Source organism: Gordonia tangerina, assembly GCF_021556435.1.
Lineage (GTDB): Bacteria > Actinomycetota > Actinomycetes > Mycobacteriales > Mycobacteriaceae > Gordonia > Gordonia tangerina.
This window is the reverse complement of the sequence record NZ_JAKGCU010000030.1, coordinates 13,169-30,636: the sequence shown is the minus strand read 5'-3', so window position 1 is coordinate 30,636 and position 17,468 is coordinate 13,169. Positions and strand designations below refer to the sequence as shown.

Here is a 17,468-nt window from a genome sequence, read left to right as displayed (position 1 = left end):
TCATCACCAAGAAAGGACATTCCGATGACCGCTCAACTCGCCGGTTCCGACAATCCGACCCAGGTCGTACTGCCCGGACAGGCCGCCGCCCCGGACGGACCGAACGACCCGTTCATGATGTACTTGATGCACTACGCCTTTCGGCGCGACCTCTACCAGTTCGCCCGAACCGCGCCCCGCACACCCGTCGACGATCACGCCACCTGGCAGGCGCTGCACAAACGCTGGGCGCTGTTCCGCGACACCCTGCACCATCACCACACCGGTGAGGATCAGTGGCTCTGGCCGCTTCTGGGGTCGCGCAGCTCGGCGGCCGAACAGCAGACCCTTGCCGAGATGGAGGCAGAACACGGCGTGATCGATCCGCTGTTGGCTGCCGGCGACGCCGGCTTCGCCCGCCTGGCGGCCGGTGCCGACGACGCAGCCCGACTCGAACTCGCGGACACGCTGCGGCGCACCCACGATCGTCTCATCGCCCACCTCGCGCATGAGGAAACGGACGCGCTGGCGCTGGTGCAGCGTCACCTGTCGCCCCAGGAATGGACCGACCTCGAGGCCAAGTTCGGTGAAGACTCGTCGCTGACCGACTTGTTTCGGGTGGCCCCATGGGCGATCAAGGGGCTCGACGGCGGGGATCTCCGGTCGGTGCGGACGCACGTACCGAAGCCGGTATGGCTCATCGCTCGGCTGTGTCTACGGCGCTTCACCGCCGCCGACCGGCGCGCCTTCCGCTACGACCCGGATGCGACCCGCTGAGATGACCGGTTCAGCGGGAGGCCAGCGAGCGTGCGATCACCAGACGTTGAATCTGGTTGGTGCCCTCGAAGATCTGCGTGACCTTGGCCTCCCGCATGAATCGCTCCACCCGGAAGTCCCGGGTGTAGCCGTAGCCGCCGAACACCTGCACGGCGTCGGTGGTGACCTTCATCGCGGCATCGGTGGCGACGAGCTTGGCGGTCGCGGCGGCACGCGAATACGGACGGCCGGCGTCGCGTCGCCGCGCCGCGTCGAGATAGGTGGCACGGGCCGAACCCACCGCCGCCGCCATGTCGGCGAGCACGAACCCGAGACCCTGGTGGTCGATGATCTTTCGACCGAAAGCCGTTCGCTCTCCGGCGTACTCGACCGCCGCGTCGAGCGCGGACTGTGCCAGACCGGTGGCCACCGCCGCGATGCCCAGGCGTCCGGAGTCCAACGCGGAGAACGCGATCGGCAGACCCTCCCCTTCCGCGCCGAGCCGACGATCCGCAGTCACCAGCGCATCGTCGTAGGTGGCCGAGGTGGTGGGCACGGCGTGCAGGCCCATTTTCTCCTCGGGTTTGCCGAAGCCGAGTCCCTCGGTATCGCGTGCGACGAGAAAGCAGCTGATCCCTTTGGATCCCTCACCGGTGCGGGCGAAGAGGTTGTAGACATCGGCGATTCCGCCGTGCGTGATCCACGCCTTTGCCCCGTTCACCCGATACCCACCGTCGACGGGTTCGGCTTTACACGCCAGGGCGGCGGCGTCGGAACCGGCCTGCGGTTCCGAGAGACTGTACGCGCCGACGAGTCTGCCGTTGAGCAGGTCCGGCAGCCACCGCTGCTTCTGCTCATCGGTGCCGTAGTGGAACAGCGGGTGGCAGGCCAACCCGTGCACGCTCACCGCGACCGCCACCGCGGCCCATCGCGCCCCGAGCTCTTCGAGAACCTGCAGGTAGACCTCGTAGGGCTGGCCACCACCGTCCCACTCCACCGGATATGGCAGACCGAGCAATCCGGCCTCCCCCATCTCGGCGAACAAGCCCTCGGGGTACTTTTCCTGCTTCTCGTGGTCGTCCACGATCGTCGCAAGCCGCTTGTCGGCGAAATCCCTGGTCAGGGCGATGAGGTCATGCGCTTCATCACTGGGCAGCAAACGATCAACGGGCATGACACGACCTCCGGGGGAACGAAACCAGTACTACAGTACTCCAGATAGTACTATTTCTGACGTGGACGACACCATCGGCTTCGGCACCCGGCGCCGCGACGATCTGTTCAATCGGTTGCTGACCCTGCTGCTGGCCGAGGGATTCGCGCAGCTGGGCGTCGCGGATCTCGCCACACGCCTACGATGTTCCAAGTCGACCCTCTACACCCTGGCCGGCAGCAAGGAGCAGTTGGTCGTCGCCACAGTGACGCAGTTCTTCCGCACCGCCACCACACAGGTGGAGTCGGCGGTGGCCGGTGCGGTGACCGCCCGGGACCGGGTGATCACCTACCTGGTCGCGGTCGGCGACGCCTTGGCCCCGGCATCGGAAGCGTTCATGACGGACCTGCATGCCTTCGGACCGACTCGCGAACTGTACGAACGCAACACGGCCGCCGCCGCGCTGCGCGTGCAGGGACTGATCAGCGAGGGTGTCGCCGCCGGGGAGTTCCGCGATGTGGACGCCGCCTTCGCCGCGGACATGGCGGCCTCGATGATGAGCCGTATCCAGCGCCGCGAGGTCGCAGCGACCACCGGGCTCGACGACGCGTCGGCGTACCGTCAGCTGGCGTCGATCCTCACGGTCGGGATAGCCGCGGCAGATGAGTGATCCCACCCTCGTCGATCCACCACCCGACCCGCTGGTCACTCCGCTCCCCGTTGCGGTGCACCCGAACCCAGAGTTCGTCGTGTAACCGGATGTCTGCGCGGGCCGGGGCGTGACCCCAGGTCGCGGCGAACAGTGTCGCCTCGGCGCACGCCCAGGTGGCCGGCGTTCCCTCATCCAGCACCTCGCCACGCACCTCATCACCTGCCGTGGGCAGATCGAGGATTTCAGCCAGCACGGCCGCGTCATCGGGGTCGGTCGCCACGCCGGCCAGCACGATCTCGTCCGGACCGAGCACCTGTGTCAACCACGGTCTGTCGAGCACCACGGCCGACGCCACGGCGCGGCCGGACGCCGACCGAACTCGTTCGGGTACCGCGAGTTCGGTCGGATCGATGACCCCGCGGCGGGCGGCGATCACCAGATTCGCGTGCACCGCGGCGGCGACGCCGGACTCTATCTCGCGCGCCGCCGCACCCAGATGCGCGAGGACGGTGTCGGCGTCGGCGTCGGATTCGATGACGTCGCCGCCGAGGGCTGCCGCGAGTTCGTCGGCGTGCGGATGGTGCAGTACGTCTCGCACCCCGCTCATCGATGTGTCGGATGGCGCCCGGTACCAGCCGAGCGGATGACCGTCGATGACGGCATGCTGTCGTAGCCACCACGCGGTGTATCCGTGCCGGTCGGCGAGCAGCGGCGCGGTGCGCCGGTCGGTGGCCAGCAGCGTCAGCGCCTGTGGCCAGCGGTCGTCGTCGATCAGGTCCAGATCACGTACAGCCGCGAGGGTTTCCGGCGGATCCACGAGGGTCTCCCACCACTGGTCTTCGTCGGGGAGATCGTGATCGGGGCCCACCGGCAGCTCGTCGACGACGGTCAGGAACCCCCACCCCACACCGAGTGCGCGCAGCGGTTCGACACCCACCCGATCCACGAGATCGTCGGCGACCCTGCCGAACGGTGCGTCGTCGACGAGGACGGCGGCCAGCGGACTCCCGGGTAGCAGCAGTTCGTCGGCGGCCCGCAGTTCGCCATGCTGATCTGGCAAGGGCAGGGCGGCCAGCCACTCCGGCACCGTTGCGGGCGGATCGGCGGCGAGCAGGGCCAACACCTCCCCGGCCACCACGGCCAACTCGTCGTCGTCGCCGTGGTCGATCAGTTGCCGCAAGGCAGGATCAGCAAGGGCGTCGCTCACCGTCAACGTGGTTGCGCCCAACCGTTCGAGCAGCGGGTGACGTGCCTGTGCGTCGACGGTCGGAACCCAACGCAGCGGGGTGTCGATGCCGTCGGCGAGGAACAGCCCACGGGCACCGACCGACACCCGTCCGTCGGAGCGTGGGATCGGCAGCGCACCGAGTTCCTCCGCATCGGCGGCGGTCGTGACCAGCGGCGACAGCGCCGCATAGAGATCGCGCCACCACGTCGAGGATCGTTGTGTGCCGGTGAGTCGTTCGGCGAGGTCGGCAAGTCCGATCTCGGTCACCCCGACACTGCGCAGGCGGGCCAGGTGGCGACGCTCCGAAACGTCGGGATGGGCCAGGTCGCCCATCAGCGGCGCGAGCACCTCGGCAAGGTCTGCGGTGAGGTCACCGAAGACCACCGATCTGCCGGGCACCAGCTCGTCGCCCGCCGCCCCGGGTAACCAGGCCTCATCGGCGAGGTCCGCGAGCACCGCCGCGCTCAGCGCGGCATCGTCGCGGTTGCGTGAATGCGCGGGCACCGGGATGAGTGACGGGCGGACCGATGCCGGCAGTGCCCGCATCAGGTCGGCGTAACCGTGTGCAGCCGTGGCGATGTCGGCGTCGGGGTGAAGGTGGCGCCGGTCCGGCGTGAGGTGTAGGCCGGTGATGGCCGCGGCGGGCAAGGTCAGTTCGATGTCGGTGGGAGTCGGTGCGCGCAGCACGTTTTCGGTGAGGGCCGAGGGCGTCTCGGCGAGCGCGCCTGCGTCATCGATCTCGACCAGCCATCGGGTGTGCAGGCCGGCCTGCAACCAGTGATGGACGCGCGTTCGGCGAGGTGACGTGATGGTGATGGTGATGTGTTGCGTTGCGGCCCTTCGTGACGCTCGGCTGGCGCCTCGCTCCTCAGGCGTCGAGGGTGGGGCCGGCGCCATCTCGATCGTGAAGGCGGTGTCGCCGACGGTGATCTGACCTAGCCCGGGCAGTTCCAACAGCAGATCGGCGGCCTGCGCACGCGCGGCCCCCACCAGGTCCGCAGCGGAATTGCCGTCGCTGAGGTACAGGACGATCTCGGTGTCCATCCCGGGGGCGGGTGGCTCGTCGACGGGCCACGCCAGCCGCAACAGGGGCGGCCGCCGCGAACCGGTCGCGACGCGTTCGTCGGCGAGGACCTGCGCGGTGCGAGCGCGGTCGAACACGAAAGACCCGGTGGTCGAACGCACCTCGACGCGATCGGCGACAGCCGCGGTTGCCGTGAACCCGACGCCGTAGCGCCCCACGCTCTGCGCACCCGCGACCTTCGCCGAGACGCGCAGGGACAGCAGCGAACGCACGCCATCATCCGAAACCGGGGCCCCGGTGTTGGCGACATGGACCGTGCGTTCGTCCGATGACCAGATCCGGACCTGACCGGCAACGTCGGCGGTCATCGCCGCATCGGCCGCATTGGCGACGAGTTCGGTGAACAGCCGGTCGCGGTAGCCGACGGTGACGAGATCGTCTTCGGTGGTGGCGTCCTCGACGTACCGGGTGGCCGATGACCGCCACGCCGATACGACGGCGGATCGCATCTCGTCCAGGCCGAACCGGTCGGCCCGGGCACCCTCGGTCAGGAGGTTGCTTCCCCGCCGGCGTCTGCCGCCGTCACGTGCACGATCTCCAGGACGCCGTCGTCGAACGCATCGTAGGCGGGTGATCCCTGGCCTCGCGGGGCCGCGACATCGGAGTGGGCGCCGCACCCGTAGTCGGCGGCGACCACCTGTCCATCGGCCGAGTACTCGTTGGCGCAGACACCGAATGCCGGTCGAAGCGCGCCCGCGATCGGCAGATAGAACCCGCACGTCGCGCAGTTGAACTGCGCCGCGGCGGCCATGTCACTGTGCGGACCGAAATCTCCGTCGTGCCATCGTTGCGCCGCCTCGTCGCGGCCCTCCGGGCTGAGCAGTCGCCGGCGACCCAGTCCGATCTCGCCCGCGATCTGCCCGATGTCGTCGGGATCGGTGCTGTCGTCGTCGAACCGGAACTCGTCGGCGGTGTCGATCTGATTGGGGACCAGTCGGTGGTCGTCGGGTTCTGCGGCCAGCACGTCGCCAGGCGTCAGATCACCCGCGGCGATCCGCTCGTTCCACGGCACCCAGTTCGGCGCCAGCAGCGACCCCTCGCCGGGCAGCAGGACGATCTCGCTCACGGTGATCTCGTCGTGGCCGGGCGCACCGGCCACCACGACGCACCACTGCCACCCGCGGTAGCCAGGCAGGTCCGCCTCGAAATAGTGGGCGACCGCCCACTCCCCCTCCGGGGTGCTCTCCAGGTGCCGTCCCGGTTGCTGGCCATCCTCGACGAGCGCGGCGCGCGCCACGTCGGCGGCGGCGAGCAGCCGGTCACCGTCGAATACAAGAGTCACCCCTCCAGTGTGCAACACGAACCCGCGCTCGCGGCACGGACCCGCCTCGCTGGTGGCGACCATCCGCGACCCGACGGCCACGATGAGGAACAATTGTCGGTGTGAACCGACCCAGTCCCCACTCCCCCCGCCGGGACGACGGTGACCCGACCCGCTACCAGGGTCGCGACGGCTTTGCGGGCAACGGCCACGATCGGCGCAGTCCACGACAGCATCCGGGTACGGCGAACTACCCCGCCGACGACGGCCGTTCCGGACGTGCGACCGGCCGCGGTGCTGCGCGGGGGCCCAACGATCATGCGTACCTCCCGCCCCGAACCCACAACCCGCATCTACCTCCGCTCGACGACGAGCACCCCGACGCCGCGGGCGCCGAGCGCACACGGGCGATGCCGTCGACGGCGTCCACCGACCCGCGGATGCCCAAGAAACTCACCGTGGCCCGGGTTGCGGCGATGCGCAGCCGCGAGCTGACCGGGCGCGGTGTCGGCAAGATCTATCAGGCGGCCACCGCCGATGGCGCCGATCGATCCGGGATGACGGCACTCACGCTGCCTGTCATCGCGAACTTCGCCGTCGACGCGGCGATGGCGGTCGCCCTGGCCAACACACTGTTCTTCGCCGCGGCGACCGGGGAGTCGAAGACGAATGTCGGGCTGTATCTGGCGCTGACGATCGCGCCGTTCGCATTGATCGCCCCACTCATCGGGCCGTTGCTGGACCGGTTGCAGCACGGTAGGCGCATCGCCATGGCCACCACGTTCGGTTTGCGCGCGGTGCTCGCGTTGCTGATCATGGCGAATTCGTCGTGGGACAGCGCTGCGCAGCAGTTGCAGTACGACCCGTGGGTGCTCTATCCGTGCGCGCTGGGTTTGTTGGTGTTGTCGAAATCGTTTGGTGTGCTGAAGTCGGCCGTCACCCCCAGGGTGGTGCCGCCGTCGATCGATCTGCCCCGGGTGAACTCCCGGCTCACCACATTCGGTCTGATCGGCGGGACGCTGGTCGGCGGGGCCGTCGCTGCGATCTTCGAACTGTTGCTGGGCAAGGTGCTGCCGTTCCACATCCCCGGCGCCATGGTGTGGTTGGCCATCATCGCGGCGGTCGGCGCGTGGCTGTGCATGCGTATCCCGTCCTGGGTGGAGGTCACCGAGGGTGAGATCCCCACCACGCTGACCTACCACGGCGAGCCGGCGATGTCGCGGGCCCCCGAACACGATTCCGGTGGAGCCGGCGGATTACGCGGCGCGCGGGAGACGGCCAACGAACTCGCCCAGAAGATGCGGCAACCGTTGGGGCGCAAGGTGGTCGCTGGCCTGTGGGGTAACGCGACCATCCGCATTCTCACCGGCTTCCTGACGCTCTACATCGCGTTCTACGCCAAGGCCCAACAGGATGTGCACTCCGACTGGACCCAGTTGGTGCTGTTGGGTGCGGTGGGCGCGGCGGCTGCGGTGGGCAACATGATCGGCAACGGTCTCGGCACCCGACTGGAGCTGAAGAACCCACCGACCATTGTGGTCTGGTGCACCGCAGCCTGTTTCGTCGCGGCGGTACTCGCCGCCATCTTCGGCAGCATCGTGATCGCGACGGTCGCGGCGTTCGTCGCCTCGGGCACCAGCGCCATTGGCAAGGTGTGCTTGGACTCGTCGATCCAGGACGACCTCCCCGACGAATCGCGCGCATCGGCGTTCGGTCGGTCGGAGACGGTGCTGCAGTTGGGCTGGGTCTTCGGCGCGACGCTCGGCGTGGTGTTGCCGACCACGCTGTGGATCGGGTTCACCGTGGTGGCCTTACTCCTGGGCATAGGTCTGGTGCAGACGGTGCTGACCAATCGCGGTTCCTCGCTGATCCCCGGCATCGGCGGACGTCGACCCGACTACGCCGAACCGACGGTGGCCTTCGCCGCGATCGGCGACCCAGACCGGCCGTGGCGCCGGGGCAGCCACGGCTCGCCCTCGACGGCACCGACCCGCGCGCACCGGGCACCTCACGATCCTCGCCGGCCCGATCTCGACCCCGGCCGGACAACTCCTCCGACCAAACCCCACCACACAGGACGGCACTAGACGGTGAATCTCAGCAGTGCAGACAAGAAGGTCATGGCCATCATCGCGGCGGTGGTCGTCGCGTTCGTCGTGATCGTCGGCGGGGCCGTCGCGGTTCTCACCAAGGACACCTGGTCGGGCGATCACCCCGACGAAGATCCGTATCTGCAGCTCGCGGTGGGTGATCGCCTGGTGCGCGTGGAGCCGACCCGGATGTGTGATGTGTTCCTGCGCAACTGCGAACCAGAAGACCCCACCGCGATCGACGTGGCCCGGGTGCCGGTGCCGGTCGGCGAATCGATGATGTTGTCGGTGTCTCAGGACATCGCCGAATGGCCGTGGAACCTGGTCGTGCAGTATCTCACCCCGAGCGGGCCCGACGGCACGATCGTGCCGATGCGGTCCAATTCCACCTACACCACGGTGCTGCACTCCACCCCGGACCGGATCCTGATCGCGATCGAGGTGCAGCTGCCGTCGGTCGTCTCCGCCGGCGACGACACCGTCAGCATGCGCGGCTATCTCGCCGCGGACACCTCTCCGGAGGGCATGCAGTTGCCGGGCAGCGGCGCGGCGCTCAGTGCTCCAGCTCGCGGGTGACCGCGCGAACCACCTCGGAGATCCGCTGGGAGGTCTTGCGGTCGGGGTACTTGCCCTTGCGCAGTTCCGGCTGCACCGCACCTTCGAGCAAGGTGATCAGATCCGCCACCATGCCGTGCAGTTCATCGGGGGTGTGCCGTTTGGCGTCCTTGCGGGCCGCCTCGCGGGTGTTCTTCGCGACGCTGGGTGCGGGATCGAGCACAGCCACCTTGAGCGCCTGCGGTCCGCGGCGACCGGCGGCCATCCCGAATTCGACGCGCTGCCCGGGCTTGAGCGTCTCCACGCCCTCCGGAAGCGCGGACGAACGGACGTAGACGTCCTCGCCGCTCTCTTGCGACAGGAAGCCGAAGCCCTTCTCCGCGTCGTACCACTTCACCTTGCCGGTCGGCACTGCGCTCACCCTCATCTGCGTTTTCGGACGTGTCATGACAAAAGCGCCCCTCACCTGACCCAGCAGCCGTCCCGAACCCGGGCCGGCCCTCCATCAGATGAGCAGAGGCGCCAATGAGGCACAGTCTAGCCAACGGCCGGCCCCACGGTCACATGGAATACCCACGACCGGCCGAGCCGAGCCGGCTTCTCGACGCACGCCGCCACCAGACGGCGCGTTGTTCTACCGTGGAGGACATGCAGAGTCACTCCACTCCCCGCCTCCTGCAGGCGGCCGGGGTCGTCTTCGCGATCGGGCTCGCCGCGATCGTCGCGTTGTTCGTGACGCCGCTGGTCACCGACGGCGACACGGCGCCGACCTTCGTGTATCTGCTGACGATGTGTGCCCCTGTCGGATTCATCCTGGGCATCGCGTTCGCGCTGCGATCGGGACGGAGGGCGCGGTGAGGGTCGACTCCGTGATGCCCGTCGCCGACGATCTTCGTCCGGCCGCCGATTCGGACACGCTCCGCCAGGCCTACGGCTGCTTCCCGTCCGGAGTGGTCGCGGTGGCCTGCCGGCTCCCCGACGAGAACGGTACCGCCGCTCCGGCCGGGATGGCCGCGAGCGCGTTCACCACCGTCTCCCTCGAACCGCCGCTGGTGTCGCTGTGTGTACAGAACACGTCCACCACGTGGCCGCGATTGCGCACCGCGCCGGCCATCGGGGTCAGCGTGTTCGCCCGGGACCAGTCCGACCTCTGCCGGCAGCTCGCCGGGCCGGCAGAATCCCGGTTCGACGGCATCACCCCGATCCGCACGGACGACGGCGCGGTCTTTATCCCGGACGCGGCGGCCAGCCTGTCCTGCTCGTTGTTCCACGAGATCCCCGCCGGCGACCACACCCTGGTGTTGCTGCGTATCGAGGCACTGCGCTTCGACCCCGGCGTGGAGCCCCTGGTCTTCCACGCCAGCACCTTCCGCTCTCTGGAAGCACTTCGGGACGGCCGATGACCATCGTCGGACTCGGGCTCCCCACCACCCCGTCGGATCGGGTGGAGCCCACCGATGCGCCCACCACTGGCCCGCTGCGCGACCGCTTCGGCCGGGTGGCCACCGACCTACGCGTGTCGGTGACCGACCGCTGCAACCTGCGCTGTACCTACTGCATGCCCGCCGAGGGTCTCGACTGGCTGCCCACCGACGAGGTCCTGCGCACCGACGAATTGATCCGGGTGATGACGGTCGGGGTCCGGGATCTCGGCATCCGATCGATCCGGTTCACCGGTGGCGAACCGTTGCTGCGCCGCGACCTCGAGGATCTGATCTCAGCGATGTCGGCGCGCCCAGAGCGTCCCGAGATCGCGATGACCACCAACGGGCTCGGTCTGGCCCGCCGGATCGATGGCCTGGTCGCGGCGGGGCTGGATCGGGTGAATATCTCGCTGGACACGGTGGATGCGACGCGGTTCGCCGAGATCACACGACGCGACCGGCTGCACGATGTACTCGCCGGCCTCGCCGCGGCCCGGTCGTCCGGGCTCAGCTCGGTGAAGGTCAACGCGGTGCTTGCCGATCACGACGACCTCACGAGGCTGCCCCAGCTGGCTCACTTCTGCCTCGACCACGGATATCAGCTACGCATCATCGAGCAAATGCCACTCGACGCTGATCATCGGTGGGACCGCGCGTCGATGGTGACCGCCGATGAGATCCTCGCGAAGCTCAGAGCCCACTTCTCGCTTCGCCCCGATCCCCGACCGCGGGGTAGCGCCCCCGCGGCCACCTGGCTCGTCGACGGCTTCGACGTCGACGGTTCCCCGGCGCGCATCGGGGTGATCGCGTCGGTCACGCGGCCGTTCTGCGGTGACTGTGACCGCACCCGGTTGACCGCCGACGGCGCGCTACGCAATTGTCTGTTCGCGCAGGGTGAGACCGACCTCCGCGAGATCGTGCGCGGAGGGCTGACCGGCCACGACCTCGACGACGCGCTCGCCCGTCGCTGGCGTGGCAACACCTGGGCCAAGTCGGCCGGACACGGCGTGAACGATCCGGGATTCCTGCAACCGAGCCGGCCGATGTCGGCCATCGGGGGCTGACCGTGCACGTGACCATCCGCTATTTCGCTGCGGCGCGCGCCGCCGCCGGAGTGGAGTCGGCCGTCCTCGACGTGGACGACGAGGCGACTCTGGGTGATCTGGAGGCCGTGCTCGGCAAGGACAACCCCGACCTCGGACGGGTGCTCGAACGGTGCTCGTATCTGCGGGATTCGGTGGCGCTGTGTGACCGCGGGGCCCGGCTGGGTCGGTGCGACACTCTCGACGTGCTCCCGCCGTTTGCCGGTGGCTGACACCACATCTCGTGTGTGAGCTTAGTCACATAACGGAATGATTACGGCTAGGACACGACTCGACCATCAGGCCGTGAGCAGGCAGGACGCGAAATCTGAGTCGAAAGCTCCACTCGGACGCGGAAAACAGCCTTGCCAACAACGTGATTAGCAATGCGAGAAGTCGTAGTGTGACTCAACGACGCCCTCGGGGGGTCACGAGAAAGTAACCAAATGCATAACGTCGCATCGGCCGCGCCGAACCTCGCTCCACCGATGAGACGCACGAGAACGACATCTAGGAGCGAGGACGGGGGACCCACCTCCCGCAAGGGAACGGATGCCGATACGACGTCCTTGGGGTCAAGTCCCGCCAATGACAAGCGTCAACGGCGGGGCCGGGCACCTCTCGCCCGAACCCGACAGCTGACTTCGTAGGCGCGTGGAGAGAGGAAACGCAGCAATGTCCGGACGTCATCGCAAACCGACGACAGCCACCACCACCAAGACCTTCGCGAAGGTCGCGCTGACCGGGGCCGTCCTCGGCGGCGGCGCCGCTCTGCTGGGAACCGGAACCGCCAACGCGGCCACCGACGCCGAGTGGAACCAGGTCGCGCAGTGTGAATCGGGCGGCAACTGGTCGATCAACACCGGCAACGGCTACCACGGTGGCCTGCAGTTCAGCCCGAGCACCTGGAGCGGCTACGGCGGCGGCGAGTTCGCGCCGACCGCCGATCAGGCCACCAAGGAGCAGCAGATCGTCGTGGCCGAGCGTGTGCTCGCCGGCCAGGGCAAGGGCGCATGGCCGACCTGCGGCACCGGGCTGTCGGGCGCCACCCAGCGCTCCGCTCCGGCCGCACCGAAGCCTGCTCCGGTCCTGCCCAAGCTGCCCGAGCTGCCCGCTCCGTTCGATTGGGCCACCGCCCCCGACGCCGGGAGCACCGCGGATGTGAACAAGCAGATCGACCAGGCGCTCGGCCAGGCGATCGACAACAACCAGGTCACCCCCGAGGTACGCGACCTGTGGAAGGCCGCCAAGCAGAGCGGTTACGAGCTCACCCCGGATCAGATCGACCTGTTCAACCAGCACAAGGATCAGCTGCCGAATCCCTGATCGACAGCTGAGCACAGCCCACACGGGCCCCTAGTCGAAGGGCCCCGCACGACGGCCACGCGCCCGTGCGGGGCCCTTGTCCATTTCTCGGCCTGGTGTGCCCGACCCACCACGGAGACGGTGCCCGATGGACGCGAAACGGCGCCCACTCGACGGGACGGGGCATGCGCCGATGTCGGCGAGATGGAACGGTCGAACTCGGGTCAGTCGTCGCCCAGGCGTCGGCGCTCGTTGAACGGCAGCACCACCCACATACACACGAAGACGACGACAGCGATCACCGCTGCCGCCAAAGCGGCCCATCCGCCGAACACGATGTCGAAGATCACCGCGAGCACCCCGGTCAGTGCCATGCCGAGGAAAGTGATCCCGATCAGGGTCAGTCGATGCGCTCGGTGCACCAGTCGATCGATCGCATGCCGGCGGAACAACAGTCGATGCAATGCGACCGGTGAGATCAGCGTGATGGTCGACAACACCGCGCACACCAGGCTGATCACGAAGATGTACTGCTGCCGCGAGGTGAGTTCCTCGAAGCCCTCCTGGAACGGGACGGTGAGCATCAGGCCGGTCAGGATCTGACCGCCGGTCTGCACAACCCGCAATTCCTGCAGCAGGCTCGCCCAGTTGCGGTCCAGCCGCTCGGTCCGGGTCTCGTTGCGTTCGGCGTCGCGCGGCGGTGTGGTCTGGTCGCGGTCGGCGGTCACGCCGACCCCACCCACTCGTCGGAGCCGTCGCCGAAGTGCTGATGCTTCCACACCGGCAGCTGTGCCTTCACCTGATCGACCAGTTCTGAGCAGGTCTCGAACGCCGCCCGACGGTGGTCGGCGGCGACGGTCACCACGAATGCGACGTCGCCGATCGCCAGGTCACCGACCCGATGTGACACCGCGACCGCCCGAACCCCCGCCGTCTGCGTCACGACGCCCTCAACCACCTGCCGCAGCACATCGGGAGCGGTCGGATGTGCCGAGTAGTCGAGTCGGGTCACCTCGCGGCCGCCGTCGTGATTGCGCACCGCACCGACGAATCCCACGACGGCGCCGGCACGTCCGCCGGCTGCCCGGGTGACGAGGTCCTCGTGCTCACCGAGTGCGATGGGCTCCGCAGCGAGTGCAGCCCGCACGACCTGTACCGGCGCGAAGTCGCTCACTTGTGATCGCCTCCTCGGATCTGGTCGAGTGCATGGTCGAGTACCCCGTCGAGCACCGACAAACCATCCCGAACTCCGCCGGGCGACCCCGGCAGGTTGATGATCAGGGTGGACCCGGCGACACCCGCCAGACCACGCGAGAGCACCGCGGTCGGCACCTTCGGCAACCCCGCCGAACGGATGGCACCGGCGAGGCCGGGAACCTCCAGATCCAGTACGCCCCGGGTCTCCTCGGGGGTGCGGTCGGTGGGCGACAGTCCGGTACCACCGGTCGTGATGATCACATCGGCATGAGCGTCGACGCCGGCGCGCAAGGCCGAACCGACCGGAGGCCCGTCGGAGACCACCCGGTGTTCCTCGACCACAAAATGTCGCGCGGTGAGCCACTCACTGATGATCGGGCCGGTTCGATCGGGATACTCACCGCGACTTGCACGGGTGGACGCGACCACGATCCGGGCGACCCGCGGATGGCCGCTGGTGGCGGGGTCAGTCACGGTGCCACGGTCCGGATTTCCCACCGGTCTTCGCCAACAGACGGATATCGGTCATGCTGGCCCGGCGGTCGACGGCCTTGACCATGTCGTGCAGGGTCAACCCAGTCACCGCGATGGCGGTCAACGCCTCCATCTCCACACCGGTCTGACCGCTGGTGGACACGGTTGCGGTGACGTCGATGTGGTCGTCGCCGATCGAGAAATCGACCTCCACCGACGACAACGCCAACTGGTGACACAGCGGGATGAGTTCGTCGGTCCGCTTTGCCGCCATGATGCCGGCGATTCGCGCGGTCGCCAGGACGTCCCCCTTGGGCAGCTTGCCGTCGCTGAGCAAACCAATGACCTCTGCCGTCGTTCGGAACCTGCCACCGGCGACCGCACGCCGCGTGGTGGCGGCCTTACCCCCGACATCGACCATGCGCGCCGCGCCGCTCGAGTCGATATGACTCAGACCGGTCATGTCGGGCGATCGGCCCTGGTCGGACACCCGCTTGTCAGCGGTTGACGACGGTCTTCGACTGCACGAAGGGAAGATCCTCGAGCGGGATCGGGAATTCGACATCGCCGAACGGTGAGAGCGCACCCGAGATGTGGGTGGCGAACTCCGATACCGCATGTTCGGCGGCGTCGCCGTTCCCGTCCTTCGGCCAGCCGTTGTCGACATACTTCTTCTTCTCAGCCACGCGCTCATTGTGCCATGCACCCCGGTGCGCCGTGCCGGCGAAACCGGCGCGACGTCGGCGCTCAGTAGAATCAGCCGAATGAGTGCGGATGACCAGGGACTGAGCCTGGCCGACGATCTGGCGCTGCGCAGCGACGACGAGCTGTTCGAGTTGCTCTCCGCCCGCCCGGATCTGGCGTCGCCGCCACCGGCGGGCACCGGGGTGCTGGCGTCGCGCGCGCTGGCCGCCGCGTCGTCGGCGCTGGTCGGCGAAGACCTCGACCTGCTCGACGTGGCGGTGCTCGAGGCCATCATCGGACTTGGTACCGGGTCATCGGGCCGCATCCCCGCCCCGACCTCGGTCGACGCTGTCGTCGCGGCGCTGTCCGGCCGCGCCGACGACGACGAGATCATCGCGCGCGTGCATCACCTGCGCACGCGTGCCCTGGTGTGGGGACCCGACGACGCGATCGTGTCCGGCGCACACGCGCCTGCGGCCCTCCCATGGCGAGCGCACCACCTCACCGGGCCCCTGGCACGGCAAACGACCGAGCAGCTGCAAGCCCGCCTGGACGGCCTCGACGAACGCCAACGCTCCCTCCTGGAAACCCTGTCCCGGGGACCCGCTCTCGGACGCAGCCGCGATGCAGCACCCGACGCCGACCCCGACCAGCCGGTGGCCCGGCTCATCGCCGACGGTCTGCTCGCCCGCGTCGACTCGCAAACCGTTGAGTTGCCACCGATGGTCGGGCAACTCCTGCGCGGCGAGCCACCACTGGCCACCGCCGATCTCCGCAGACCGGCCCTGCACGATGCGGCGGCGAAGAAACGGTTCTCGCACGCCGCCATCGACGCCGCGGCCGGCGGCGAGGCGATCGAACTGATCCGGCATACCACCACGCTGATCCGCGCACTCGGGGCAACGCCGGCGGCGGTGTTGCGCAGCGGGGCCCTCGGGGTGCGCGAGTTGCGCAGGCTCGCCAAGGTGACCGGCCTGGAACAACAACGCGTCGCCTTCGTCGTGGAACTCCTCGCCTACCTTCGGCTGATCGACGCCGGGTTTCCCGAACCGGCACCGGCCACCGACAACGGTGAACTCGCCTTCGCCCCGACCGCGACGGTCGACGCGTGGCTGCACCACACGCCGGACCGTCAGTGGGCGGCGCTGCTCGGGGCATGGCTGGACATGCCGCGCCGGGCGTGGCAGGTCGGTGAGCCGGACCGCGACGGCAATGCGCTCGCCGCCCTGTCGGGCGAACTCCACGATTCCTACGCCCCGCTGCAACGGCGCGCCATCCTCGAGACCCTTGCCGACGCCACCCGATCGCTTCCCGTCGGCATCGATGCCCTGGTCAGCGCGTTGCACTGGCGGCACCCGCGACAGATGCGCCGATACCCCCGACGGGTCGTCGAGGAGACGCTGCGCGAGGCACGCGAGCTCGGGGTGGTCGCCCACGCCGCACTGACCGGGGTCGGACGCGCGGCGATCGACCCCGGAGAACCCGACAACGCGGAGTCACGTCTGCTCTCCGCGATGCGGGTGGCACTGCCCGAACCGGTCGACCACTTCCTCGCCCAGGCCGATCTGACCCTGACCGTTCCCGGGCCGATGACCCCGGACCTCGCCGAACAGGTGGACCTGGTGGCCGACCTCGAATCCGGGGGTGCGGCCTCTGTGTACCGCGTGTCGGAGAGCAGCGTGCGCCGCGCACTCGACGCCGGACGCAGCAGCAGCGAGTTGCTCACGATGTTCACCGCGCACTCCAGCACGCCCGTCCCCCAGTCCCTGACCTATCTGATCGAGGACGTCGCTCGCAAACACGGACAGTTGCGGGTCGGGGTGGCGTCGGCGTTCGTGCGGTGCGAGGACGCCACCACCCTGGCCGCGGTGCTGCGAAGCAACGCCGCCGAACACCTCGCGCTGCGGGCCTTGGCCCCGACCGTCGCGGTGTCCCAGGCGGATGTGCGGGAGGTGATCGACCGGTTGCGCGAGGCCGGATTCGCTCCCGCCGGTGAGGATTCCAGCGGAACCCTGGTCGATCTGCGGGAACGCGGCTCGCGGGTGAGTGTCACCCGGGCGCGCCGCCAACCGCAGCCGCGACGCCCGGTGGCATCGCCGGAACAGCTGCGTTCGGTCATCTCCCGGATGCGTTCGCAGGACCGCGCGGCGTCGGCGCGCCCCGCGGCGGCCGATCCGTCCGCAGCGCCGGTCCGCGCCTCCGGGGGCGGCGAATCTGCCACGGCGCTCATCCAATTGGCGCTGCGGGTCAACCGTCGGCTGCGGGTGGACTACGTCGACGCGCAGGGTTCGGCCAGTCGCCACGTGGTCACCCCACGCACCCTCGGCGCCGGTCAACTCATCGCCATGGATGCGGGAAGCGAGGAGGAACAACGCTTCTCGTTGCATCGCATCACCAGTGTCGAGCTCCTCGAGAGCTGACTCACCGGAGAACCGGGACACCACGCCGAAATTCTCTCGACCGGGCCGACCCACCAACGTACGGTGAGTGCGCCGCCCCATCGAAGGGCGAGCCCGTCGCGTACCGCGGCAGGCCCCCGCGACC

19 protein-coding genes and 1 riboswitch are annotated in these 17,468 nt (G+C 68.7%); of the genes, 10 read left to right on the top strand and 9 right to left on the bottom strand.

The genetic code is table 11. The annotated features are described in order from the left end of the window. Positions 1-24 precede the first annotated feature (24 nt). Positions 25-756 carry a hemerythrin domain-containing protein gene (locus L1892_RS21830; protein WP_235725876.1) on the top strand — a complete coding sequence of 244 codons (732 nt, stop codon included), beginning with the start codon at positions 25-27 and terminating at the stop codon, positions 754-756. A gap of 10 nt (positions 757-766) precedes the next feature. Here the strand turns inward: L1892_RS21830 and L1892_RS21825 are convergent, their stop codons facing one another. Next, positions 767-1,909 carry an acyl-CoA dehydrogenase family protein gene (locus L1892_RS21825; protein WP_235725875.1) on the bottom strand — a complete coding sequence of 381 codons (1,143 nt, stop codon included), beginning with the start codon at positions 1,907-1,909 and terminating at the stop codon, positions 767-769. A 61-nt stretch (positions 1,910-1,970) separates the two neighbouring features. Here L1892_RS21825 and L1892_RS21820 point away from each other — a divergent pair, with 61 nt between their 5' ends. Continuing rightward, entirely contained in the window at positions 1,971-2,558 is a 588-nt protein-coding gene (locus L1892_RS21820; protein ID WP_235725874.1) for a TetR/AcrR family transcriptional regulator, read from the top strand. On the opposite strand, the gene L1892_RS21815 is transcribed toward L1892_RS21820, so the two are convergent. Both L1892_RS21815 and L1892_RS21810 read right to left on the bottom strand, forming a co-directional pair. Next, the gene (locus L1892_RS21815) at positions 2,527-5,301 is read right to left on the bottom strand and encodes a sacsin N-terminal ATP-binding-like domain-containing protein (protein ID WP_235725873.1); all 2,775 of its coding nucleotides are present in this window, start codon (positions 5,299-5,301) and stop codon (positions 2,527-2,529) included. The genes L1892_RS21820 and L1892_RS21815 overlap by 32 nt on opposite strands. A 38-nt stretch (positions 5,302-5,339) precedes the next feature. Next, positions 5,340-6,134, bottom strand: a complete 795-nt coding sequence (locus L1892_RS21810; RefSeq protein ID WP_235725872.1) for a DUF3027 domain-containing protein — start codon at positions 6,132-6,134, stop codon at positions 5,340-5,342. 101 nt (positions 6,135-6,235) lie between these two features. Between L1892_RS21810 and L1892_RS21805 the strand changes: the two genes are divergently transcribed. Continuing rightward, on the top strand, positions 6,236-8,200 hold the full coding sequence (locus L1892_RS21805; protein ID WP_235725871.1) for an MFS transporter: 1,965 nt from the start codon (positions 6,236-6,238) through the stop codon (positions 8,198-8,200). 3 nt (positions 8,201-8,203) lie between these two features. Then, complete coding sequence (locus L1892_RS21800; protein ID WP_235725870.1) at positions 8,204-8,779, top strand: DUF2771 family protein; 576 nt, start codon at positions 8,204-8,206, stop codon at positions 8,777-8,779. On the opposite strand, the gene L1892_RS24800 is transcribed toward L1892_RS21800, so the two are convergent. Then, a complete protein-coding gene (locus L1892_RS24800) occupies positions 8,757-9,170 on the bottom strand; it encodes a cold-shock protein (RefSeq protein WP_287017065.1) in 414 nt (137 codons plus the stop codon). The two genes, L1892_RS21800 and L1892_RS24800, sit on opposite strands and share 23 nt — an antisense overlap. Before the next feature lie 236 nt (positions 9,171-9,406). Between L1892_RS24800 and L1892_RS21790 the strand changes: the two genes are divergently transcribed. The 5 genes from L1892_RS21790 to L1892_RS21770 all read left to right on the top strand — a co-directional run bounded on the left by L1892_RS21790 (position 9,407) and on the right by L1892_RS21770 (position 12,590). Then, complete coding sequence (locus L1892_RS21790) at positions 9,407-9,616, top strand: hypothetical protein (protein ID WP_235725869.1); 210 nt, start codon at positions 9,407-9,409, stop codon at positions 9,614-9,616. A gap of 14 nt (positions 9,617-9,630) precedes the next feature. Next, a complete protein-coding gene (locus L1892_RS21785) occupies positions 9,631-10,161 on the top strand; it encodes a flavin reductase family protein (RefSeq protein ID WP_235725901.1) in 531 nt (176 codons plus the stop codon). Then, entirely contained in the window at positions 10,158-11,246 is a 1,089-nt protein-coding gene (gene moaA, locus L1892_RS21780; protein WP_235725868.1) for a GTP 3',8-cyclase MoaA, read from the top strand. The genes L1892_RS21785 and moaA overlap by 4 nt, the downstream gene beginning before the upstream one ends. Positions 11,247-11,248: 2 nt before the next feature. Then, positions 11,249-11,497 carry a MoaD/ThiS family protein gene (locus L1892_RS21775; protein ID WP_235725867.1) on the top strand — a complete coding sequence of 83 codons (249 nt, stop codon included), beginning with the start codon at positions 11,249-11,251 and terminating at the stop codon, positions 11,495-11,497. A 261-nt stretch (positions 11,498-11,758) separates the two neighbouring features. Then, a riboswitch (cyclic di-AMP (ydaO/yuaA leader) is annotated at positions 11,759-11,933 on the top strand. Positions 11,934-11,939: 6 nt separating this feature from the next. Further along, the gene (locus tag L1892_RS21770) at positions 11,940-12,590 is read left to right on the top strand and encodes a transglycosylase family protein (RefSeq protein WP_235725866.1); all 651 of its coding nucleotides are present in this window, start codon (positions 11,940-11,942) and stop codon (positions 12,588-12,590) included. Positions 12,591-12,793: 203 nt separating this feature from the next. On the opposite strand, the gene L1892_RS21765 is transcribed toward L1892_RS21770, so the two are convergent. Genes L1892_RS21765 through L1892_RS21745 form a run of 5 tightly spaced genes read right to left on the bottom strand, consistent with a single transcriptional unit; the run spans position 12,794 to position 14,926 of the window. Further along, complete coding sequence (locus L1892_RS21765; RefSeq protein WP_235725865.1) at positions 12,794-13,297, bottom strand: DUF6328 family protein; 504 nt, start codon at positions 13,295-13,297, stop codon at positions 12,794-12,796. Continuing rightward, complete coding sequence (locus L1892_RS21760; RefSeq protein WP_235725864.1) at positions 13,294-13,743, bottom strand: molybdenum cofactor biosynthesis protein MoaE; 450 nt, start codon at positions 13,741-13,743, stop codon at positions 13,294-13,296. The genes L1892_RS21765 and L1892_RS21760 overlap by 4 nt, the downstream gene beginning before the upstream one ends. Next, complete coding sequence (locus L1892_RS21755) at positions 13,740-14,240, bottom strand: MogA/MoaB family molybdenum cofactor biosynthesis protein (RefSeq protein WP_235725863.1); 501 nt, start codon at positions 14,238-14,240, stop codon at positions 13,740-13,742. Before L1892_RS21755 ends, L1892_RS21760 begins: the two co-directional genes overlap by 4 nt. After that, positions 14,233-14,703: a cyclic pyranopterin monophosphate synthase MoaC gene (moaC, locus tag L1892_RS21750; RefSeq protein WP_235725862.1), complete on the bottom strand. Its 471-nt coding sequence runs from the start codon at positions 14,701-14,703 to the stop codon at positions 14,233-14,235. The genes L1892_RS21755 and moaC overlap by 8 nt, the downstream gene beginning before the upstream one ends. Before the next feature lie 34 nt (positions 14,704-14,737). Next, on the bottom strand, positions 14,738-14,926 hold the full coding sequence (locus L1892_RS21745) for a hypothetical protein (RefSeq protein WP_235725861.1): 189 nt from the start codon (positions 14,924-14,926) through the stop codon (positions 14,738-14,740). 78 nt (positions 14,927-15,004) lie between these two features. Between L1892_RS21745 and L1892_RS21740 the strand changes: the two genes are divergently transcribed. Beyond that, positions 15,005-17,344: a helicase-associated domain-containing protein gene (locus L1892_RS21740; protein WP_235725860.1), complete on the top strand. Its 2,340-nt coding sequence runs from the start codon at positions 15,005-15,007 to the stop codon at positions 17,342-17,344. The last annotated feature ends 124 nt before the right edge of the window (positions 17,345-17,468 follow it).